The sequence below is a fragment of the Kribbella sp. NPDC050281 genome (assembly GCF_040655855.1).
Taxonomy (GTDB): Bacteria; Actinomycetota; Actinomycetes; order Propionibacteriales; family Kribbellaceae; genus Kribbella.
On sequence record NZ_JBFAKS010000013.1, the window covers coordinates 89,968 to 110,030 of the forward strand.

General features: G+C 67.8%; 19 protein-coding genes and 1 riboswitch. Of the genes, 12 read left to right on the forward strand and 7 right to left on the reverse strand.

Annotated elements, in window-relative coordinates; genetic code table 11:
- Positions 1 to 39: 39 nt before the first annotated feature.
- Genes AB0I34_RS16495 through AB0I34_RS16510 form a run of 4 tightly spaced genes read left to right on the forward strand, consistent with a single transcriptional unit; the run spans position 40 to position 5,070 of the window.
- Positions 40 to 1,203, forward strand: coding sequence for an FAD-dependent oxidoreductase (locus AB0I34_RS16495; protein WP_360445742.1), 1,164 nt, complete (start codon positions 40 to 42; stop codon positions 1,201 to 1,203).
- Entirely contained in the window at positions 1,200 to 3,173 is a 1,974-nt protein-coding gene (locus AB0I34_RS16500) for an FAD-dependent oxidoreductase (protein WP_360445744.1), read from the forward strand. Before AB0I34_RS16495 ends, AB0I34_RS16500 begins: the two co-directional genes overlap by 4 nt.
- Positions 3,170 to 4,072, forward strand: coding sequence for a dihydrodipicolinate synthase family protein (locus tag AB0I34_RS16505; RefSeq protein WP_360445746.1), 903 nt, complete (start codon positions 3,170 to 3,172; stop codon positions 4,070 to 4,072). The genes AB0I34_RS16500 and AB0I34_RS16505 overlap by 4 nt, the downstream gene beginning before the upstream one ends.
- A complete protein-coding gene (locus AB0I34_RS16510; RefSeq protein WP_360445747.1) occupies positions 4,069 to 5,070 on the forward strand; it encodes a proline racemase family protein in 1,002 nt (333 codons plus the stop codon). The genes AB0I34_RS16505 and AB0I34_RS16510 overlap by 4 nt, the downstream gene beginning before the upstream one ends.
- Positions 5,071 to 5,077: 7 nt before the next feature.
- On the opposite strand, the gene AB0I34_RS16515 is transcribed toward AB0I34_RS16510, so the two are convergent.
- The gene (locus AB0I34_RS16515) at positions 5,078 to 5,437 is read right to left on the reverse strand and encodes a UBP-type zinc finger domain-containing protein (protein ID WP_360445749.1); all 360 of its coding nucleotides are present in this window, start codon (positions 5,435 to 5,437) and stop codon (positions 5,078 to 5,080) included.
- A 71-nt stretch (positions 5,438 to 5,508) separates the two neighbouring features.
- A complete protein-coding gene (locus AB0I34_RS16520) occupies positions 5,509 to 6,147 on the reverse strand; it encodes an HD domain-containing protein (protein WP_360445751.1) in 639 nt (212 codons plus the stop codon).
- Between the two features lie 69 nt (positions 6,148 to 6,216).
- Between AB0I34_RS16520 and AB0I34_RS16525 the strand changes: the two genes are divergently transcribed.
- From AB0I34_RS16525 to AB0I34_RS16540, 4 genes are all read left to right on the forward strand, one after another.
- Positions 6,217 to 7,194: a helix-turn-helix domain-containing protein gene (locus AB0I34_RS16525; protein WP_360445753.1), complete on the forward strand. Its 978-nt coding sequence runs from the start codon at positions 6,217 to 6,219 to the stop codon at positions 7,192 to 7,194.
- Positions 7,195 to 7,454: 260 nt separating this feature from the next.
- Positions 7,455 to 8,249: a methyltransferase gene (locus AB0I34_RS16530; RefSeq protein WP_360445755.1), complete on the forward strand. Its 795-nt coding sequence runs from the start codon at positions 7,455 to 7,457 to the stop codon at positions 8,247 to 8,249.
- Between the two features lie 257 nt (positions 8,250 to 8,506).
- Positions 8,507 to 9,493 carry an oxidoreductase gene (locus tag AB0I34_RS16535; RefSeq protein WP_360445757.1) on the forward strand — a complete coding sequence of 329 codons (987 nt, stop codon included), beginning with the start codon at positions 8,507 to 8,509 and terminating at the stop codon, positions 9,491 to 9,493.
- Between the two features lie 54 nt (positions 9,494 to 9,547).
- Positions 9,548 to 11,587: a hypothetical protein gene (locus AB0I34_RS16540; protein ID WP_360445759.1), complete on the forward strand. Its 2,040-nt coding sequence runs from the start codon at positions 9,548 to 9,550 to the stop codon at positions 11,585 to 11,587.
- On the opposite strand, the gene AB0I34_RS16545 is transcribed toward AB0I34_RS16540, so the two are convergent.
- Genes AB0I34_RS16545 through AB0I34_RS16560 form a run of 4 tightly spaced genes read right to left on the reverse strand, consistent with a single transcriptional unit; the run spans position 11,584 to position 15,097 of the window.
- The gene (locus AB0I34_RS16545) at positions 11,584 to 12,417 is read right to left on the reverse strand and encodes a biotin-dependent carboxyltransferase family protein (protein ID WP_360445761.1); all 834 of its coding nucleotides are present in this window, start codon (positions 12,415 to 12,417) and stop codon (positions 11,584 to 11,586) included. The two genes, AB0I34_RS16540 and AB0I34_RS16545, sit on opposite strands and share 4 nt — an antisense overlap.
- The gene (locus AB0I34_RS16550; RefSeq protein WP_360445763.1) at positions 12,414 to 13,019 is read right to left on the reverse strand and encodes an allophanate hydrolase subunit 1; all 606 of its coding nucleotides are present in this window, start codon (positions 13,017 to 13,019) and stop codon (positions 12,414 to 12,416) included. The genes AB0I34_RS16545 and AB0I34_RS16550 overlap by 4 nt, the downstream gene beginning before the upstream one ends.
- Positions 13,019 to 13,771: a 5-oxoprolinase subunit PxpA gene (locus tag AB0I34_RS16555; protein WP_360445765.1), complete on the reverse strand. Its 753-nt coding sequence runs from the start codon at positions 13,769 to 13,771 to the stop codon at positions 13,019 to 13,021. The genes AB0I34_RS16550 and AB0I34_RS16555 overlap by 1 nt, the downstream gene beginning before the upstream one ends.
- Positions 13,772 to 13,786: 15 nt before the next feature.
- On the reverse strand, positions 13,787 to 15,097 hold the full coding sequence (locus AB0I34_RS16560; protein WP_360445767.1) for an NRAMP family divalent metal transporter: 1,311 nt from the start codon (positions 15,095 to 15,097) through the stop codon (positions 13,787 to 13,789).
- 157 nt (positions 15,098 to 15,254) lie between these two features.
- Between AB0I34_RS16560 and AB0I34_RS16565 the strand changes: the two genes are divergently transcribed.
- From AB0I34_RS16565 to AB0I34_RS16575, 3 genes are all read left to right on the forward strand, one after another.
- A complete protein-coding gene (locus AB0I34_RS16565) occupies positions 15,255 to 15,977 on the forward strand; it encodes a GntR family transcriptional regulator (RefSeq protein WP_360445769.1) in 723 nt (240 codons plus the stop codon).
- Between the two features lie 86 nt (positions 15,978 to 16,063).
- Positions 16,064 to 17,494, forward strand: coding sequence for an aminopeptidase P family protein (locus AB0I34_RS16570; RefSeq protein WP_360445771.1), 1,431 nt, complete (start codon positions 16,064 to 16,066; stop codon positions 17,492 to 17,494).
- A 191-nt stretch (positions 17,495 to 17,685) separates the two neighbouring features.
- Complete coding sequence (locus AB0I34_RS16575; protein WP_360445773.1) at positions 17,686 to 17,913, forward strand: hypothetical protein; 228 nt, start codon at positions 17,686 to 17,688, stop codon at positions 17,911 to 17,913.
- A gap of 54 nt (positions 17,914 to 17,967) precedes the next feature.
- Here AB0I34_RS16575 and AB0I34_RS16580 read toward each other — a convergent pair whose 3' ends face one another.
- On the reverse strand, positions 17,968 to 19,455 hold the full coding sequence (locus AB0I34_RS16580) for an alpha/beta hydrolase (RefSeq protein WP_360445775.1): 1,488 nt from the start codon (positions 19,453 to 19,455) through the stop codon (positions 17,968 to 17,970).
- Between the two features lie 122 nt (positions 19,456 to 19,577).
- On the opposite strand from AB0I34_RS16580, the gene AB0I34_RS16585 reads away from it, so the two are divergent.
- Positions 19,578 to 19,961, forward strand: a complete 384-nt coding sequence (locus tag AB0I34_RS16585; protein ID WP_360445777.1) for a DUF3817 domain-containing protein — start codon at positions 19,578 to 19,580, stop codon at positions 19,959 to 19,961.
- Positions 19,959 to 20,051: riboswitch (glycine riboswitch) on the forward strand. Its footprint overlaps the gene before it by 3 nt.
- The last annotated feature ends 12 nt before the right edge of the window (positions 20,052 to 20,063 follow it).

Genomic DNA, 20,063 nt, shown 5'->3' on the forward strand with positions numbered 1-20,063 from the left:
TAGGCTCGGTTTCGTTCATTTTACTGAACGGAGAGTCTGATGCCTGGTTCCGCGACACCCGACGTGGTGGTCGTCGGCGCGGGCATGATCGGCGCGGCCTGCGCCGAGGCGCTCTCCGCCGCGGGCGTCCGGGTGCTGGTGATCGATCGCGACGGCCCGGCCGCCGGTACGACGGCCTCCGGTGAGGGCAACGTGCTGGTCTCGGACAAGGAGCCAGGGCCCGAGCTCGAGTTGGCGATCGCGTCGCGGGCCGAGTGGGACGTCGTACTGTCGCGGCTGCCTGAACGGGTCGCCGACGTCGAGTGGGAGACCAAGGGCGGGGTCGTGGTTGCGACGACTGACCCCGAGCCGCTGAAGGCGTTCGCGGCCAAGCAGCGGGCGGCGGGGGTCGATGCTCGCGTGATCACGCCGGCGGAGGCCTTCGAGCTGGAGCCTTTGCTGACTCCTCGGGTGACGGTCGGAGTGCACTACTCAGACGATGCGCAGGTGCAACCGGTGCTCGCAGCAACGGCTTTGCTCGCGGCCGTCCGGGACCGCGGTGGTGAGGTGCGCTCGGGGGTGACGGCGCGGGCGATACGACGTTCGGCTCAGGGACGGGTTGTCGGGGTCGAGACCGATGACGGTGTGATCGCGTGTGGCGCCGTACTCAACGCTTGCGGGCCGTGGGCCGGGTCGTTCAGTGCCGATGCGGGTGCGCCGATTCAGGTGCTGCCTCGGCGCGGGATGATTCTGGTGACGGCGCCGCTGCCGGAATGCGTACGGCACAAGGTGTACGACGCGGACTACGTCGGTGCGGTCGGGAGCGGTGACGCCGAGCTGCAGACGTCGACGGTGGTGGAGTCGACGCGGTCCGGGACCATCCTGATCGGTTCGAGTCGGGAGCGGATCGGGTTCGACGACTCAGTCCGGGTGAAGGTGCTGCGTGAGCTTGCTGCGAAGGCGGTTGGGCTGTTTCCCTTCCTGGGGGACGTGCCGGTGATGCGGGCGTACGGAGGCTTCCGTCCTTATGCGCCGGATCATCTGCCGGTCATCGGGCCGGACCCTCGCACGCCGGGTCTGTGGCATGCGACTGGTCACGAAGGTGCGGGCATCGGGCTCGCGCCGTCGACCGGTCGGTTGATCACCGAACTGTTCCTGGGGCTGGCTCCACATCTAGACCCCGATCCGTTCCGCGTCGACCGTCCGGCGGTGCTGGCCTCATGACCGCCTACCTCCGCCCCCGCGACGGCGACCCCGCCCGAGTCGGTACGCCGACGCCCGTCGAGATCACCGTGGACGGCGAACCGGTGACCGCCCTGGCCGGCCAAACAGTCGCCGCCGCGTTGCTCTCCGCCGGCCGGGACTCCTGGCGGACCACCCGCGTCGCCGCACGCCCCCGCGGCGTCTTCTGCGGCATCGGCGCCTGCCACGACTGCCTCGTCGTAGTCAACGGCACCCCCGACATCCGAGCCTGCCAACGCACCATCCAGCCAGCAGACACAATCACAACCCAAACGGGCGCGGCCCTACCCCAACCTGCAGGTGGTCAGCAGACAGGCGGAACGCCAGCTACCTCCGACGCGCAGCCTCGCGGGACGTCAGCCACGTCCCACGCGAAGCCTCGGGAGTGGGCACGCGGGACGTCAGCCACGTCCCACGCGAAGCCTCGGGAGTGGGCACGCGGGACGTCAGCCACCTCCGACGCGCAGGCTCGGGCGGATCTTTCCCCGGCGTCCTCCCGCCCTGCTTCCTCCTCGAATGTCCCGCGGTTGGCTGACGTGGTTGTGGTGGGGGCTGGGCCGGCTGGGATCGCTGCAGCTCTGGCGGCTGCGGATGGTGGTGCGTCGGTGACCTTGATTGACACCGGCCGGAGTGTGGGCGGGCAGTTCAACCGGCAACTGCCCGTGGAATTCGGGGCTCGGCGGGCCGGCCGGTTGCAGCACGGGTGGAAAGGATTCGTCGCGCAGCGGGATCGGCTTGCCGGGCATGAGCGGATCACGCATCTCACGGAGACGTCCGTGTGGGCGATGGAAGGGCTCCGACTGTGGGTGCAACAAGGACCAGCGGACGGCGTCGGGCGGCAGGTCTTCGCAGTTGACGCGAAGGCGATCGTCCTGGCCACCGGTGCCTACGATCGCGTACTTCCCTTCCCTGGTTGGGATCTGCCAGGGGTCTACAGCGCCGGTGCCGCACAATCGCTGGCCAAAGGACAACGCATCTCCGTCGGTCAACGCGTACTCGTCGCCGGCACCGGCCCGTTCCTCCTACCGGTAGCGGAATCGCTGATCGGCGTCGGCGCCGAGGTCGTCGAGCTACTCGAGGCCAACACCCTGCGAACAGTCCGTCGCGGCTGGCTCACCAACCTCCTAGTTGCCTCCGGCAAGTTCCGCGAGGTCCTCGGGTACGGCGCGCTGCTGGCGAAGCATCGCATTCCGCTCCGGCACGGCTGGACCGTCGTCGCCGCACACGGCACCGACCACGTCGAAGCCGTCACCGTCGTACGGCTGGACGACTCGTGGCAGCCGATCACGGGCTCCGAGCGACGGATCGAGGTCGACGCGGTCTGTCTCGGCTTCGGCTTCACCGCTCAACTCGAGCTCGCAGTCTCGGCCCGCTGCAACCTCACGACGGGTCCGGACGGAGGCTCAGCAGTTGTCGTCGACGCCCACCAAGAAACCACCACTCCGGGGGTGTTTGCCGCTGGTGAGCTCACAGGAATCGGCGGCGCGGACCTAGCGGCTGCCGAAGGTCGAGTGGCCGGTGTGGCCGCCGCGCATCACGCGGGAACTGATGCGCCAGGACCGCCCGGTGCCCGGGCAGGCGGAGAGCGCGCGGACTTGGCTGGCGCGGTGGAGGCACGGGAAGCCGTCGTACGCGGGCGACAGTTTGCGGAAGTGTTGGCGCGGGCCTATCCGGTGCGGGACGGGTGGCGAGCGTGGAGCACCGCCGAGACCGTGGTGTGCCGGTGTGAGGAAGTCACGCGCGGAGAGATCGAAGCTGCTGTGGCAGGACGTGGTGTGCAGGACGGCCGGGCGCTCAAGCTCAGCAGCCGGGCCGGACTGGGGATGTGTCAGGGACGGGTCTGTTCGCGGACCGTCGGTGCGCTGGTTGGTGCACCGGAATCATCGATGAAACGACCGATCGCCGTGCCGGTAAGGCTGCGGGATCTGGCAGAAGCTCAGGAGGATCTGTGACGGAGAAGTTGGAAGGCGTGATCGTCGCCACCGCGTTGCCGTACGCCGAGGACGCATCGGCGCCGGCAGGTTTGCGTCCGGACCTGGACAAGTACGCCGAGCACTGCCGGTGGCTGGTCGACAACGGTTGCCGCGGAGTGGGCCCGAACGGCTCCCTCGGCGAGTACTCGTCACTCGCCGATGACGAGCGCCGAGCCGTCGCCCGAACCGCGATCGAGGCCGTCGGCAACGATGGCATCGTGGTGGTCGGCGTACATGGCGTCGGTGCACACCAGGCGCGCGCGTGGGCGGAGAAGGCGGCCGAGGACGGTGCAACCGGCGTACTGTGCCTGCCGCCGACCATGTACCGCGCGAACCGCGGCGAGGTGATCCACCACTTCACCGAGGTCGCGAAGGCCGGCCTGCCGGTGATGGTCTACAACAACCCCCACGACACCAAGGTCGACCTGACCCCGGACCTGCTGGGCGAGATCGCGCAGATCGAGAACATCGTCGCGGTGAAGGAGTTCTCCGGTGACGTCCGCCGGATCCTCGAGATCCGCGAACTGGCGCCGGACCTGGCCGTCATTGCGGGCGCCGACGACCTGACTCTCGAGGCCTTGCTGATGGGTGCGACCGGCTGGTTCGCCGGATTCCCGAACGTGTTCCCGAAGGAATCGGTCCGCTTGTTCGACCTCGCCGTACAAGGCAAGCTGGAAGAGGCGCGGGCGCTGTACGAACCGCTGGTCGCCGCGTTCCGGTGGGACTCGCGGACCGAGTTCGTCCAGGCGATCAAGTACGGCATGGACTACGTCGGCCGGTACGGCGGTCCGTGCCGCCCGCCGCGTGGACCCCTGGTGCCCGAGCACCTCGCCCAACTGGAGCAGGACATGAAGAAGGCCGTGGAGTCGCTGCGATGAGGTCCGTCCGGACCATCAGCGCGATCGACTCGCACACCGAGGGAATGCCGACCCGCGTCGTCACCGGCGGGGTCGGCGTCGTCCCCGGCGCGACGATGGCCGAGCGGCGCGAGTACTTCATCAAGCACCTGGACGACCTGCGGTTGTTCCTGATGAACGAGCCGCGCGGACACTCGGCGATGAGCGGCGCGATCCTGCAGCCGCCGACCCGGTCCGACGCGGACTGGGGCGTGCTGTACATCGAGGTGTCCGGCCTGCTGCCGATGTGTGGCCACGGCACCATCGGTGTTGCCACCGTGCTGGTGGAGTCCGGCATGGTCGAGGTGACCGAGCCGGTCACCAAGGTCCGCCTCGACACCCCGGCCGGCCTGGTCGTCGTCGACGTTGCCGTCAGCAACGGACGGGCCGAGCACGTGACGTTGCGCAACGTTCCGTCGTACAGCCATGCACTGGACGCGACGGTGGAGGTTCCGGGGCTCGGGAAGGTGACCTACGACCTCGCGTACGGCGGCAACTTCTACGCGATCCTGCCGCTGGAGCAGCTCGGCCTCCCGTTCGACCGGGCCGAGAAGGACCGGATCCTGCAGGGCGGGCTGGACATCATGGACGCGATCAACGCGACCGACCGGCCCGTGCATCCGCTCGATCCCGGGATCAACGGGTGCAAGCATGTGCAGTTCACCGCGCCCGGTCTCGACGGTGCGGACTCGCGCAACGCGATGGCGATCCACCCGGGGTGGTTCGACCGGTCGCCGTGCGGGACGGGTACGTCGGCCCGGATGGCGCAACTGCATGCCCGCGGTGAGCTCGCGCTCAACACCGACTTCGTGAACGAGTCGTTCATCGGCACCCGCTTCACCGGACGCCTGATCGAGGAAACCACGGTCGGCGCGCGGGCGGCCGTCGTACCAACCGTCACCGGCCGAGCCTGGATCACCGGAACAGCCAATTACCTACTGGACCCCGACGACCCGTTCCCCTCCGGCTTCGTGCTCTAGCCAGACGCTAGTTGAGGTGGTTCTGCCAGTCGGGCGGGACGTTGCCGCCCGGCGTCGGCTGGTCGACCGGGTGGGACTCCGGCGGTGCGAGCGTGGGGCCCTCGTAGTACTGGGACTCGCCGTAGTGCCAGAACCAGTCCTCGCCCGGCTCGAAGCTGCGCACGATCTGGTGCCCGGTCGTGGACGCGTGAGCCGAGGCATGCTGCGCAGGGGAGGAGTCACAGCACCCGATATGTCCGCACTGCGCACACCGACGCAGGTGAAACCACCAGCCGCCAACCTCCAGACACTCCGCGCACCCGGTCCCGCTCGGAGGAACCGTGCTGTCGATTCCCGGTGTCCCAGAACTCTCCGTCATACCCCACATCCTCGCCTGCCCACCGCCCCCAAACAAGCAGCCCCAGGCACGCCCGACCGTCCGCCGATTGTGGCTCGGATCTACTCGGGCCAGTCGGAGTTCTTGATCACGTCGACGAAGTCGCCGCGGTGGAAACCGGGGACGAAATGCTCCAGGACGTCGGCCTTGACGTTCCCGAAGGTCGTCTCCGGCCGGTCCTTGATGCCATCCGTGAACGCGGCCAGGATCCGGTTCTTGAAGTCCGGCCGCGGATGCGCCGCGACCACGGCCGCCCGCTGCTCGTCAGTGATCGCCAGATAACCGATGCCGAGGACATCCAGTTCCACACCGCGAGTGACGAGCGCGATCTCGGCCGCCATGTGCAACGGGATCTCCGGGGTCGTGTGCAGAGCGATGCCGGTCCAGACCCGATCGGCCGGCTCCCCGGTGACGCCGTGCGCCCGCAGGAAGCGGCGCGCTTCATCGGCGCCGTCGATCTCGAACCGCTGGTCGGTACGACGGAACCGGCCGGTCAGACCGAGGTCGTGGAACATTGCGCCGACGTACAGCAACTCCGGATCGAACTCGAGGCCCTGCTCCTGGCCGCGCAACGCACCGAACAGGAAGACCCGTCGCGAATGATCGAACAGCAGCGGTGAGGCCACCTCACGAACCAGTTCGGTCGCCTTGCGGGCCAGGGCGCTGTCCGGGATCCGTACTCCGGCGATCTCTTCACTCATCGTCGTTCTGCCTTCCTGGTGTGGCCTCGTCTGTGCGTCCAGACTCGCCGGAGTGGCTACGCTGGTGCCATGTCCAGAACGCCACATGAACCACAGATTCGGACACATCGGATCGCCTTGGTGGTGTTCGACGGCGTGACCCTCCTCGACGTCAGCGGCCCTCTCGAGGTCCTTCACCAGGCCAACCGCAACGGCGCCCGGTATGAGTCGACCCTCGTCTCCCCAAGAGGCGGTGACATCGCGACATCCTCCGGTCCGACCCTCGCCGCCACCACGGCAGCAGCCGGGGCAGGGCCCTTCGAAACGGTGATGGTCGCGGGAGCCGACCACCTGGTCGATCGAGTGCCCGACGACCTCCTCGCCGCGGTCCGCGCCCTCGCGGCTCAGGCCGGCCGGGTGGCGTCCGTCTGCACGGGTGCCTTCGTACTCGCAGCGCTCGGGCTCCTGGACGGCCGGAGCGCCACGACCCACTGGCGTCATGCCCAGACCCTCGCCCGCCGCTATCCGTCAGTGCGTGTCGAACCGGACGCGCTACACATCCACGACGACCGGTACGTGACCTCGGCCGGCATCAGCGCCGGCATCGACCTGACCCTCGCCCTCGTCGAGGCGGATCATGGCGCAGGGGTCGCTCGCGAGATTGCCCGAGAGCTGGTCGTCTTCATGCAACGACCCGGCGGTCAGTCCCAGTTCTCCACAGCGATCGCGACCCCACCACCTCGCAGCGATCCACTCCGGGCAGTTACCGAATCTGTGGTCGCCGACCCCGCCGCTGACCACAGCCTGCCCGCCCTGGCCGCGTCGGCTGCCCTCAGCCCGCGGCACCTCACTCGCCTGTTCCACTCCGAGTTCCACACCACGCCGGCCCGGTGGGTCGAACGTGTACGCCTTGACCGAGCCCAGCAACTCCTCCTCGACGGCCACAGCATCACCTCGGCCGCCCGGCTCAGCGGCCTCGGCAGCGACGAAACCCTCCGCCGAGCCTTCGCCAGACACCTCGGTACGACGCCCACCGAATACCTCCGCCGCTTCCGCGCAGCCGGCTGATCAGTGTTCCGAGAAGAGGACAAAAGCGGGCCGCTTCCTGCGCCAGACTCGACGGCATGACGCAGCCAACGCAGCAGCTCCCCGGTGGCAAGTCGACGATCACGCCGTACGTCAGCCCAGGCTTCCTTCGCCACAGAAATGCGCACAAGATCCACCAACCACTAGGCGCCGACTAAGAGCACTCGGGGAAAGCGACGCATGCAAGAAGGGTGGGCGGTCCGCGAGCAGTTCGTAGTACGGCGAACCCATACTGTGGTCGGGTGGACGCTGACACCTGGGCTGGTTTGGTTGACCAATTCGCCGATGGGGCCTACGCCACGGTGAAGGGGCGGGTGCGCACGTACGTGATGCACCAGCAGTTGCTGGAGCATCTGCCACCACCTCCGGCGTCTGTGCTCGACGTCGGCGGCGGCGCGGGCCATCAGTCGTTCCCGTTGGCGCGAGCCGGGTACGACGTGACGCTGCTCGATCCATCACCCGCGATGCTGGACAAGGCGCGACAGCGGCTCGAGGGATTGCCCATTGAGGCCCAGCGACGGGTGACGTTCGTGGAGGCCGACGGTGCGCATGCTGACGAAGCGGTCGATGGTCGGCGCTTCGATGCCGTCCTGTGCCATGGCGTGCTCGGATACCTCGAGCAACAAGAGCCTCTACTCGACCAGCTGTGCCAATGCGCTGCTCCCGGTGGCATCGTCTCGATCATGGCGGGCAACGCCAACACGTCTGCGGTGCGGCCGGCCATGGAACGGCGGTGGGGCGACGCCCTGGCAGCATTCGACGCCACGGAAGAGATCGGAGTACTGGGACTCCTGACTCGAGCCCACACGGTGGAGGAGCTCACCGACCTCCTGCGAAGCCGGGACGTGGAGACACTGCACTGGTACGGCGTATGGCTGTTCGTCGACTGGCTCGATTTCGCCGGAGCCGAGCTCGACCCCAATGACACGAAGCAACTGGAAGCAACGGCCGCAGTAGAACTCGAAGCCGGCCGCCGAGACCCCTACCGCCAACTCAGCCGAATCTTCCACCTCGTCGGCCGCAAAGGTCCGACCTGACGGCGACTATCGACTGCGCGTATCCGCCGCTGTAATGTGATCGCAAAGCGGCGGTTTTCTGGTGCGGCACGGCCGAGGAATCAGGAAACTGACCGGGGGGCGCAAATGTCGAAATTGACAGGTATCTCTCTACCTCAGCAGATTGATAGTTCTTCAGCCCTCTTGGCGGCCCAGTTGCTGAGGCAAGCCGGCCGAGCATGTGGCGTGCCAGGTAGACCGGCCCTCAGTACTGACGGACAACTGTCATCGGAGGGGCCATGTCGTCCTGGCGTTTCATGCAAACAATTCCTTCAAGTCTCATCGGCATCGACGTCGTCAACCGCGATGTTGTGTGGGCCTCCGGCGGTTTTGACGGCCCTGACGAATCCGGCAGTCCGGGACTGGTTGTCCGGACGTTGGACGGAGGACAGTCCTGGGAGAACGTCACTCCTCCCGACGCCGGTGGTCTGACTTTTCGTGATGTCCGCGCTTTCGGCCGCGATCACGTCCTGGCGCTGGCGTCTGGTGAGTCCCAAGGTTCGAGGATTTATCGGACCGTCAACGGCGGAGCGACCTGGCGGTTGGTGTTCGAGAATTGGGAGAAGGAGGCGTTCTACAACGGCATCGCGTTCTTTGATGCGATTCACGGTCTTGCGATGAGCGACCCGGTCCTCGGCACATTCCGTATCCTGACTACGGACGACGGTGGATGGACCTGGAAAGTCGCACCCACCAAGGGAATGCCTGACGCTCTGCCCGACGAGTTCGGGCGCGCGACTGGGACCTGTCTGGTCACCAAGGGTCCTCACGACGCCTGGTTCGGCACCCAGCCGTCGGACGCCAACGCTCGCGTGTTCCATACCGACGATCGTGGTCGCACCTGGTCGGTGGCAGACACCCCGATACCCGGTGACCCAGAGTTCGGCATCGCCTCATTGGCCTTCTGGGACACCAGGCACGGCTTGGCGCTCGGGGGTGGCGACCCTTCCTCCAACAAGCCGAGCGTGGTTGCGAGGACCACCAATGGTGGCAGGACCTGGAGGAGGGTGCGATCGCTGGCCGGATTCCGTCTCAACATGGCCGTGGTTCCGTCGAACCGGCGCGACACCGCCGTGGCCGTTGGCCTCACGGGCAGTGACATCACCACCAACGGCGGGCGCACCTGGCGCAGGTTCGACCAGAACGACTTGCGCGGTGTCAGCTGCACCGAAGGCGCCTGCTGGGCCGTAGGCAAGGACCTCAAAGCCGCCGAGCTACTGCGATGAATGCGTCCGCCATGTACGGCAGTCGCCGCGATGCAGATCGGATCGGGAAAGGTCATGGTCGTTCCTGAGTTCTACGTGAGCCCACCGCCGCCGGGAGTCGATCCCGTGCCGGAGGGGTCGGGCACGCTGGAGGACCCGTACCACCTGATCGCGCAGGGCATCACGGCGGCGGCCGGTGGCGGTTTCGTGTACCTGCGGGGCGGGACCTATGTGGAGTCGATCGATCTCACCGGGGTGAAGGGGACCGACTCGGTCAAGATCGTGGTCAAGCCGTACAAGCTCGAGCGGGTGACCATCGACTCGACGGTCGCCGAGTTCCGTGGGGCATCGTTCGCAACCGACTGGCAACCCGTGGCAGGGCAGCTCGACGAGTATGAATCGACGGCTCAGTTCGAACCGTCGCCCGAGGCCGGTTCGATGGTGGTCCGCAAGGGCGCGTTTCTGAACGCGGGGCGGTACACGCGGCTGATCACCTACGACCGTGTGGAGGACCTGCGGTCCCCGAACCAACTGTGGCCGGACGCCGAGGAACTGGCGAAGAATCCGGACCAACTCGGGCCGGACGTGTCCCACCAGCAGCTCACCGACAAGGACAAGCCGTTCAAGCCTCCTCGGTACCGGCCGTTCGTGTACATGGGTCCCGGCATCTGGTTCGACGAGAGCGCCGAGGGACGCAGAGTCCATATCCGTCTGTCGCACACGTCCAACGGGATCGACGGATGGCCGGACTACACCGGGAAGAGGGACCCCCGGCAGCTGCGCCTGGCCCTGTCCACCGCCGAGAGCCACGTCCTGCGGCTGGTGACCTGCGAACACATGGTGTTCCAGAACCTCACCCTGCGGTTCGGTGACGAAGACACGGTCCGGCTCCGGAACTGCACCGACGTCACCTTCGACCACGTTCGGGTCTGGGCAGCCAGTCGCGGGATCCGGCTCCAGACCGAGTCCGACAACCTCGACGAGGCCAACACGGACATCGAGGTCAAGCACTGTCTGATCGACGGCGGCCTTCCGACGTGGTTCTTCCGGAGCGACCGCAAGGACGAGTACAGGTTCCGCCCGGCTCCGGATGCTGCCGTGGTCCGGAACCGGCTTGGCGCCTCCACCGGTGGGGTTCTGCTGTCCTCGGACGAAGGCGCCCTGCGCGTTGCGGTGCACCATTGCGAGATTGTCAACGGGCATGACGTCTCGGTCGCTTTCGGCGATCAGATGCGCTTCCACCACAACTGGGTGCACAACATCAACGACGACAGCATGATCGTGGCCGGCGTACCAGGGACCAAGGATGCAAGGATCTACCAGAATGTGATCACGCAATGCCTGACGGCGTTGAGCTTCGCCGGTGGCGGTGTCGGACAGATCTACATCTTCCGGAACCTGTTCGACATTCGGCGTCCGACCTTGGGAAACCGGCCGCGCAAGCAGACAGAGCAGCGATCGTTGCGTTATGGCCAGTTCTACAAGGACGGCAAGGACGAAGGACCGTTCGACCTGTTCCACAACACCTGCATCGTCCTCGACCCCGGGGCGGTCGGCGCGGCGCGCGAGGAGATCGCGCTCACCGGCTTCGGCCACTACAAACCGCTGGGCCCTGCTGGTCGACGGAGGGCGTACAACAACATCTTCGTTGCGGTGTACTCGAAACCGGGCGAGGCCAGGACGATCGCCTTCCTGCCACCGAGCGAGTTCGCCGGACCGACGGATGGGAACACCTACCACCGCTTCGGCACCGGCCCGGAGGAGAAGTTCTTCGTGACGATCGCAGGCAATACGGACCACTTCGACCAGTACCCGGACCTTGCTGATTACGTGCAAGCCGAATCGCCGCAGGAAGAGAACGGCCAGTCGAACGACCCCGCGTTCAAGTCGCTCGACACCCCCGGTTCGCCACAACAAGGCGACGACCTGCGACTGAAGTCGGAGAGTACCGCTCGCGACAGCGCCGTGCCGCTGCCCGACGAGTTGCAGGAGATGGACATCGAGGCAGGTGGGTTCTGGTTCCGGCCATCGCGGGACCGAGGCTGCTACCGCCACCCGTCGGACCGGATGCGAGTGGGCGTCGACGGCCGGCGGAGGTTCCCACCCCTCACCTAGATGAAGCGGAGGGGTTGACCGGGGCGGAGTTGGGCGCAGGGGTTGAGGTCCGGGTCGGTGACGTAGGCGATGACGGGGTAGCCGCCGGTGACGGGGTGGTCGGCGAGGAAGATGACGGGGAGGCCGGAGGGTGGGATCTGGATGGCGCCCAGGGTCATGCCTTCGCTGGCCAGCTCGCCGGTGCGGGCGCGTTCGAGGGGTTCTCCGTCCAAGCGGACGCCGACGCGGTTGCTGTTGCTGCTGACGGAATACGACTGGGTGGTGAAGGTGGCCCAGGCGGCGTCGGTGAACCAGTCGCGTCGGGGGCCGGGAGTTACGCGTACGACGACTTCGCCGGCGGGCGGGTCGGCGACGGGGGCGAGGTCCACGCCGGGCATCGGGTTGTAGGTGCAGCCGGCCGGCAGGGTCAGGCCGGCGGTGAGTGGTGCCGGGCCGAGGCCGGAGAGGAGATCGGTCGAGCGGGAGCCCAGGACCGGCGGTACGTCGATTCCGCCGCGGACGGCGACGTACGTGCGGAGACCGGTCCGCGGCGGGCCGAGTCGGAGTACCTGGCCGGACTTGATCACGGCCGGTGCGTTGAACGGGACGCCGGGGCAGGGTGCGCCGGTGATGGCGATGGTCAGGTCGTTGTCGGCGTGCAGTACGAGGCCGCCGAAGGTGACCTCGATCGCGGCGGCCCCGTCACGGTTTCCGACCAGGCGGTTGGCGAGGGCGTACGACGCGCGGTCGCAGGCGCCGGACGTGGGGATGCCGAGGGACGCCTGACCGGTCCTGCCGGCGTCCTGAATTGTTGCTAGAGGCCCCGTTTCGAGGATGGTGAGGCTGGTCATCCACGGCCCGCGTCGACGAACCGGACCCGGCGGCCCGGATGGAACAGAGCGGCGGGATCGCGCTCCTGGTCGAAGATCTTCACGTCGGTTCGTCCGATCAGTTGCCAACCGCCCGGCGACTCTCGCGGGTAGACCCCACTGAACTCCCCAGCCAGAGCCACGGCTCCCGTCGGCACCTTCGTCCTGGGGGACTCACGTCGTGGGATGTCCCAGGTCGCGGTGGACGTGAGGTAGCCGAAGCCCGGGGAGAAGCCGCAGAACGCGACGGTCCACTCAGTTGCCGTGTGGCGTTCGACCACCTCGGCGACGCTGCAGCCCAGCACCTCGGCGACGTCGGCAACATCTTCACCGTCGTAGACGACCGGAAGCTCGATCAGATCCCCGACCGCGTGGGCTCCGTCAGCAGGTGTGACAGCGCGCAGGGCGCGAGACAGTGCGTCCAGGCCACCGGAGGTCGTGACCATGACGGTGCGGGCGGCCGGGACGATGTCGATGACGTCGGCGGGTGGTGTGGCGGTGAGGGCGGTGTAGTAGCCGAGGACCTGGTCGAGGGTGTCGAGTTCGACCAGGAGCGCGTGGTCGCCGGAGGGCAGGATCCGCATCACTGGGTGAACGGGCTCAACGTCACGCCCGCCCCCTCCATCGCGGATCGGACCCGGCGCGCGATGTCGACCGCGCCCGGCGTGTCGCCGTGTACGCAGATCGAGGCGGGTTCGACCTTCAGCGTCCCGCCCTCGATGTCGTGGATCGGCTGCCCGGTGGCCATCGCCGTACAGCGGGCAGCGATCTCGTCCGCGTCGTGCAGCACTGAGCCGGCCTCGCGCCGCGACACCAAGGTCCCGGATGGGGTGTACGCACGGTCCGCGAAAGCCTCATGTACGACGGGCAGTCCGGCGTCGGCCGCGAGGCGCAACCAGGCCGACCCGGGCAGGCCGAGCACCGGCAGCGAACGGTCGTAGTCGGCGACCGCGCCCACCACGGCAGCGGCCTGCTCGAGATGGTGGCCGATCGTGTTGTACAGCGCGCCGTGTGGCTTCACGTACCGGACCCGGTCGCCCGCGATCCGCGCGAAGCCGTCCAGCGCGGCGATCTGGTACACGACCTCGTCGCGCAGTGCCGACGGCTCGATGTCAACGAAGCGCCGGCCGAATCCCGCCTTGTCGGCGTACCCGACGTGGGCCCCGATCGCCACGCCACGCGAGACAGCCCGCGCAGTGACTCGGCGCATGATCGACGGGTCGCCGGCGTGGAAACCGCAGGCCACGTTGGCGCTGGTGACGACGTCCAGCAGGGCGTTGTCGTCACCCATCGGCCACGATCCGAATCCCTCACCGAGATCGGCGTTGAGGTCCATGAACACTCCTCCAAGTTAGAACAGGGAAACGATCGAACGAACGGCCAGATACACGGTGAGCAGCCAGGCCGCCCCACCAAGACAGAGCAGCCGGCGCGGATAGCGATGGCCGCGGAGCAGGTCGGGTCGCTGCCATGCCACCCAGAGAAGCACGCCGATCCCCAGCGGCAACAGCAATCCGTTGAACGCGCCCGCGAACACGAGCAACTGGGCGGGCGCCGTACCGACGGCCAGGTAGATCACTGTGCTGACCGCGATGAACAGCACGACGAGGACCGTCCTGGTCCCTTCCGAGGTCCTCGTCCGCGACGTGACGAAGGTGACAGTCGTGTACGCCGCTCCGATCACGCAGGCAATCGAGGCCGCCCACAACACCACCCCGAAGGCGCGCAGGCCGAACGCGCCGGCCGCGTGCTGGAAGGCCGAGGCGGTCGGATTCGCCGGATCGAGGGTCGCTCCACCGGCGATGACACCGAGTACGGCGAGGAAGATGGCGACCCGCATCAGGCCGGTGAGCAGGATCCCGCCGACCGCCGCGCGACTGATGTCCCGGACGTACGGCGGCCCGGACACCCCGGAGTCGAGCAGCCGGTGAGCGCCGGAGTACATGATGTAGCCGCCGATCGTTCCGCCGATCAGCGTGGTGATGACGAGGAAGTCCGCGTGGGACGGCAGTACGACGTTCCGCAGCGCCTGGCCGACCGGTGGGTCCGAGGTGATCGCGACGTACCCGGTGAGCAGGATGATCACGCTACCGAGAATGATCACGACCCGATCCATTGCGACCCCGGCCCGCCGGGACAAGAAGATGCCGATGGCAACGACTGCGGAGAGTGCGCCGCCGAGCCGCGGATCCAGCCCGATCATGGCGTCGGTGCCGAGCCCGGTGCCGGAGACGTTGCCGATCGTGAAGACGAGTCCACCGGCGAACAGCAGCGCGGACATCGCCGTACCGAGTCTGGGGGCGACCAGGTTGCCGAGCTCCTGGGCCCGGCGCCCGGAGACGCCGATCACCCGCCAGACGTTCAACTGCACCGCGATGTCGACCAGCACCGAGACGACGATCGCGAACGCGAACGCCGCGCCGAGCGACACCGTGAACAGCGTGGTCTGGGTGATGAACCCCGGCCCGATCGCGGAGGTGGCCATCAGGAACATGGCGCCGATCAGCGTCGACCGGCTGCCGGTCTTCATGGCGTTGTCCGGCGTCTTGCGTCCGGCCGCCGGGGCGAGCCGGCGGGCATAGGGGTTGGTCCGGCGGGTGACCGGCTTCGTGGTGGGCCGTCGCGGTGGGCGGTGCGGACGTTTCGAGGTGGGCGTCGACATGGGCGTGTCTCCAGGGTCTAGCGGGCTGCTGTCGGGATGGGCTCCATGGCTGTGAGTAACGAGGGATGACTTGAGCGTAGAGATTGTTCAACAATCCTGCAAGAGTCTTGTTCCACTAAACTTCCCCTCACCGCCTCGGGTGGGCGATGATGCGGAGATGAGCACGGGTGGGGCCGACGAGGGCCGGCAGGCATGGTTGCGGACAGTGGCCGACGATGTCGCGCGGCTGGACCGCAGTAGTTCGGCCGAGCGGGCCGCCGACATCCTGCGCCGCAGCATCACCGAGGGCGCGTTGCCGCCCGGCGCCCAGCTCTCCGAGATCGAGCTGACGGAGGTCCTGGAGGTCAGCCGGAACACGCTGCGGGAAGCGTTCCGGCTGCTCACCCACGAGGGACTGCTGGTCTACAAGCTGCACCGCGGGGTGTTCGTCCCGGAGCTGGACGAGCGGGACGTGATCGACCTGTACCGCCTCCGCCGCGTGCTCGAGGTCGACGTCGTCCGCGGCCTGGCCGAGAGAGATCCGGAGCTGCCGGCCGGCCGGCTCGAGCCGTTGCAGGCCGACGTCGAAGCTGCCGAGGCGGCCGCGCTCGTCGACCGCTGGCCGGCCGTCGGTACGGCGAACATGCGGTTCCACGAGCACCTGATCGGTCTGGCCGACAGCACGCGGATGGACGCGATGACCGGGCGACTGCTGGCCGAGTTGCGGCTGCTCTTCCACGTGATCGCGACCCCGCGCGAGCTGCACGAGCCGTACATCGCACGCAATCGCGGGCTGTTCGAACTGCTCGAAGCGCGCAAGTACGAGCAGGCCGCGGCCGACCTGCACCAGTACCTGCTCGACAGCGAGCAGGGGATTCTCGAAGCATTCCGGGCCCGCTGATCCACCAGACGCGATAAGGGCTTGCGCGCCCCGCCACGACCTGAGTTGATACCTGTAACCGTCAGCTGCAAAGGGGAGCACAGCGCATGACCGACGACGACCGTACCGAGCAGACACCCAAGTCCTACCGCCCGATCGACGCGAAGGGGTTCCGGGAGTCCATCTCGCGCGGCTGGGGGCCCGTCGACCGATCCGTGACCGTGCCGGAGGGACTGGCCGAGGCTGCGGCCGAACACCGGCGCAAGCTGTCGGCGTCGCTGCCGGGCCGGCGGATCGCGATCGCGGCCGGCCGCGCACCGGTTCGTTCGAACGACACCGACTACTTGTTCCGCGCCGACAGCGACTTCGTCTGGCTCACCGGTTGCCAGGCCGAAGGCGCCGTACTGGTGCTGTCGGCCGACGGCGATGCGACGCTGTACCTGCGGGAGACCGCCGGGCCGGACGAGGCCGACTTCTTCGCCAACGCGCGCGACGGTGAGCTGTGGATCGGGCCGGTGCCCGGGCTGAAGGACTGGTCGGACGCGCTGCAGATCCCCTGCCGCCCGATCGAGGAGTTGCCCCAGGGCGTGCGCGGCGCGGTGCCGTTCATGCTGTCGGTGCCCGGCGTCGAGCCGATGCTGGACGCTCTGGTCCGGACCTCCCCGACCGACGGGAACTCGCTGCGCCAGACGCTGGCGGAGCTGCGCCGGATCAAGGACGACTGGGAGCTGGACCAGCTGCGGGAGGCCGTCGCGGCCAGCGTGCTCGCGTTCGGTGACGTGGCGAGTGAGCTGCCGGAGGCGATCCGGGGCGGCGGCGAGCGGTGGCTGCAGGGCACCTTCGACCGGCGCGCGCGGACCGCCGGCAACGGCGTCGGGTACGCCTCGATCGTTGCTGCTGGCAATCATGCGCCGGTGCTGCACTGGGTCCGCAACGACGGCCCGGTGAACGAGGGCGACGTGATCCTGCTGGACGCCGGCGTCGAGACCCGGACGCTGTACACGGCCGACGTGACCCGGACGTTCCCGGCCACCGGGGAGTACACCGCGGCCCAGCGGCAGGTGCACGACCTGGTGCACAAGGCCCAGTTGGCCTCACTCGACGCCGTCAAGGTCGGAGCGCCGTACCGCGCCTTCCAGTACGAGGCGATGAAGGTGCTGGCCGAAGGGCTGCGCGACTGGGGGCTGCTCGACGTCTCGATCGACGAACTGCTCGGCCCGGACGGGCAGCAGCACCGTCGTTTCATCGTGTGCGGGACGGGCCACTACATCGGCCTCGACGTCCACGACTGTGACGCTTCGCGTCCGGAGGCGTACTTCGCCGGCGACATCGAGGCCGGGATGGCACTCGCGGTCGAGCCCGGGCTCTATTTCCACCCGAACGACGAGACGGTGCCGCCGGAACTGCGCGGGATCGGAATCCGGATCGAGGACAACGTCGTGGTCCACTCCGACCGGCTCGAGATCCTCACCAAGGACCTTCCGATCACCACCGACGGCCTCGAGAACTGGACGCGGTCCCACCTCGACGCGCGGTGACCGGCCGACTCCGGAAAATTATCGGTCACAAGCAGTAACACTGACGCCCTCGGCAACGATGTAGGGAGCGGGGGAGGGTCGAACTCGGCCCGGCGCGTGGTAGTGGGGGGCCGCGTACCACGCGCCCGGCCGAGTCGGCCCCGACTGGGGCCATGGGGGACCCAGAATCCTGGGGCACGGGGGAGCACCTCATGAATCTGCGAGTGCGCGTAGTTCACTGTGGCGATCGCCGCTGGTACGCCGACATCGACGACGCCGATGATCCGCAGCCCGACGATCCGTTCTGGTACGTCGACAACTGCCGATCCCAGACGCAGGCCCTGGAATCCGCCTGCGCCGAACTTCGCCTGCTGGCGGGCCGGATGGTCCGCGGCGACGAGATCATCCGTGTGCTCGATGTGACCGGCGTACCGGTCTGAGTTCACGCGAAACCCCGGGCCGGCGCTAGTTGGGAGCGCCGGCCCGGACTCGTGTCAGCCCACCGGTGGTACGGCGGGACAGCTGGTGCCGCGCTTCGGGACCTGCACCTTGATCAGATAGTCGTCGATCGTCGACTGCACGCACGGACTGGTCGTGTAGCTGCCGTGCCCCCAGCCCTCGTAGGTCAACAGCCGACCGTCCTTACCCAGTTGGTGTGCCACGCTCTTGGCCCAGTTGTAGCCGGTGGCCGGATCGTGGATCGCGTTCGCGAGCAGCACCGGAGTGTCCAGACCGTGCACCTTCAGCCGATGCTGCGGGTTGGTGGCCGGCGGCTGCCCGAGGCACATCGACACAGCCATCAGCTGACCGGGATAGCGCATGTCCGGGTTGTTCCGTGCCAGCCGGGTGAGAAGACCGGCGTACTCCTTGTAGTCGCTGACCTGCAGGTTCCAGTCCTGGCAGAACACGGCCAGCGGGTTCGATGCCAGTCCGGGCGGGACCGGCGGCTGCGCGGTCGGCGGCGCACTGGCGTCGAGCTGCTTCAAGGTGTCCGCGAGCGCCCGCCACTCCGGGTCGTACAGCTGTCGGAACACGTAGAAGCTCAGGTTGAACGGTGTGGTCGCGACGTTCGGGTGCTGTGGGTCCGGCATCTCGCCACGGTCGGCACGGGCCAGGAGGTCCGCCCACAGGGCGTGGATGTCGCGCCCGTGCAGGGCACAGGTCGTTGCCGAGTCGCACCATTTCACGAACTCCGAGAACGAGTCCTGGGCTGCCTCGGCCTGGTCGTCGACGAACTCCTTCGCCGACGCCGCGCTGTGGTCGGCCACGCTCTCCAGCACCATCGCGCGCACCCGGCCCGGGTACGTCTCGGCGTACTGCCCGCCGAGCACTGTGCCGTACGAGCTGCCGTGGAACGAGATCGTGGACTCGGCGAGCGCCTTGCGGATCGCGTCGACGTCGCGCACCGTCTGCCAGGTGTCGATGTGGTCGTACACCGGCCCGGTGTGCTCGCGGCAGTCGGTCGCGAGTTGCTTGTTGTAGCGGATGGCGTCGCGGAAGGCCGTGGCGCTCTTGATGATCGGCGACGGCTGCTGGGCCAGCAGTGCGGCCGTGCACTTCACCGGGTTGCTGCGAGCCACCCCGCGCGGATCGAAGCTCACGATGTCGAACCGGTCCTGCAGGTCCTCGCTGAACCGGAACATGCCGGTCTTGATCCGGTCGACGCCCGAGTCACCGGGACCACCCGGGCCCCACATCAGTACGCCGACCCGGTCGCTCGGGGACTTCGCCGTACGCCGGGCGATCGCGAGACCGAACGTCGGTCCGTCCGGATGGTGCCAGTCCACCGGCACCTGCAGGGTCGCGCACTGCGATCCCTTCACTTCCGCGGGATCGTCCTTGCCTTCGGGCTTGCAGTCGGACCACTGCACTGTCACCGGCTTGGGTACGTCGGCCGGCGCGGGCACCGCGGTGAGACCCGCCGCGGCGAATCCCAGGACCACACCCCACGCGGTGGTCCTGAGTACTTGTCTGGATGTCATCAGGGAAATCTCCTGTCTGGGGAACCTCCCTCGATCCTCAGCAACCGTTTGCCCGCGCACATCGGGGAGCAGCCCTCGACACACCCCGGGCACGGCTTGGGGGACTTGTTAGGGTCGGGTCGATGACCGAGACGACTGTTGCCGCCCCGGCCGGCACGAAGAGACACGCGACCTGGTTCCGCACGGTGGCGATCGCCGAGGCGATCTCCTGGACCGGTCTGCTGATCGGAATGCTGTTCAAGTACGTGCTGTCCGACAACGAGCTCGGGGTGAAGATCTTCGGCCCGATCCACGGCGGCATCTTCATCGTCTACGTGCTCACCGTGCTGCTGGTGCGTGGCCCGCTGCGCTGGTCCTGGCCGGTCACGCTGCTTGCGCTGGCGGCCAGTGTTCCGCCCCTGTTCACCTGGTTCTTCGAGATCTGGGCGGTGCGCACGGGCCGGATTGACGACGGCCGGGACACCGCCGTACCGTCCAGGACGTCAGCTAATTCAACAGCCGCATGAACCCGTGCGGGAGAGTCCCGGGTACGACCCGGGCGCCGTAGGAGCAACTCTCCCCAAGAATCTCTCAGGCACCTTCACCGCACGGGCGAGGCACCTCTGGAA

Coding starts and splice junctions, on each gene's coding strand:
- AB0I34_RS16520 (WP_360445751.1), bottom strand. CDS start 6,147: ATGAGTGAAGAGATCGCCGGAGTACGGATCCCGGACAGCGCCCTGGCC.
- AB0I34_RS16585 (WP_360445777.1), top strand. CDS start 19,578: ATGACCGAGACGACTGTTGCCGCCCCGGCCGGCACGAAGAGACACGCG.
- AB0I34_RS16545 (WP_360445761.1), bottom strand. CDS start 12,417: ATGACCAGCCTCACCATCCTCGAAACGGGGCCTCTAGCAACAATTCAG.
- AB0I34_RS16550 (WP_360445763.1), bottom strand. CDS start 13,019: ATGCGGATCCTGCCCTCCGGCGACCACGCGCTCCTGGTCGAACTCGAC.
- AB0I34_RS16570 (WP_360445771.1), top strand. CDS start 16,064: ATGACCGACGACGACCGTACCGAGCAGACACCCAAGTCCTACCGCCCG.
- AB0I34_RS16515 (WP_360445749.1), bottom strand. CDS start 5,437: ATGTGGGGTATGACGGAGAGTTCTGGGACACCGGGAATCGACAGCACG.
- AB0I34_RS16500 (WP_360445744.1), top strand. CDS start 1,200: ATGACCGCCTACCTCCGCCCCCGCGACGGCGACCCCGCCCGAGTCGGT.
- AB0I34_RS16540 (WP_360445759.1), top strand. CDS start 9,548: ATGGTCGTTCCTGAGTTCTACGTGAGCCCACCGCCGCCGGGAGTCGAT.
- AB0I34_RS16535 (WP_360445757.1), top strand. CDS start 8,507: ATGTCGTCCTGGCGTTTCATGCAAACAATTCCTTCAAGTCTCATCGGC.
- AB0I34_RS16525 (WP_360445753.1), top strand. CDS start 6,217: ATGTCCAGAACGCCACATGAACCACAGATTCGGACACATCGGATCGCC.
- AB0I34_RS16510 (WP_360445747.1), top strand. CDS start 4,069: ATGAGGTCCGTCCGGACCATCAGCGCGATCGACTCGCACACCGAGGGA.
- AB0I34_RS16580 (WP_360445775.1), bottom strand. CDS start 19,455: ATGACATCCAGACAAGTACTCAGGACCACCGCGTGGGGTGTGGTCCTG.
- AB0I34_RS16555 (WP_360445765.1), bottom strand. CDS start 13,771: ATGGACCTCAACGCCGATCTCGGTGAGGGATTCGGATCGTGGCCGATG.
- AB0I34_RS16575 (WP_360445773.1), top strand. CDS start 17,686: ATGAATCTGCGAGTGCGCGTAGTTCACTGTGGCGATCGCCGCTGGTAC.
- AB0I34_RS16560 (WP_360445767.1), bottom strand. CDS start 15,097: ATGTCGACGCCCACCTCGAAACGTCCGCACCGCCCACCGCGACGGCCC.
- AB0I34_RS16565 (WP_360445769.1), top strand. CDS start 15,255: ATGAGCACGGGTGGGGCCGACGAGGGCCGGCAGGCATGGTTGCGGACA.
- AB0I34_RS16495 (WP_360445742.1), top strand. CDS start 40: ATGCCTGGTTCCGCGACACCCGACGTGGTGGTCGTCGGCGCGGGCATG.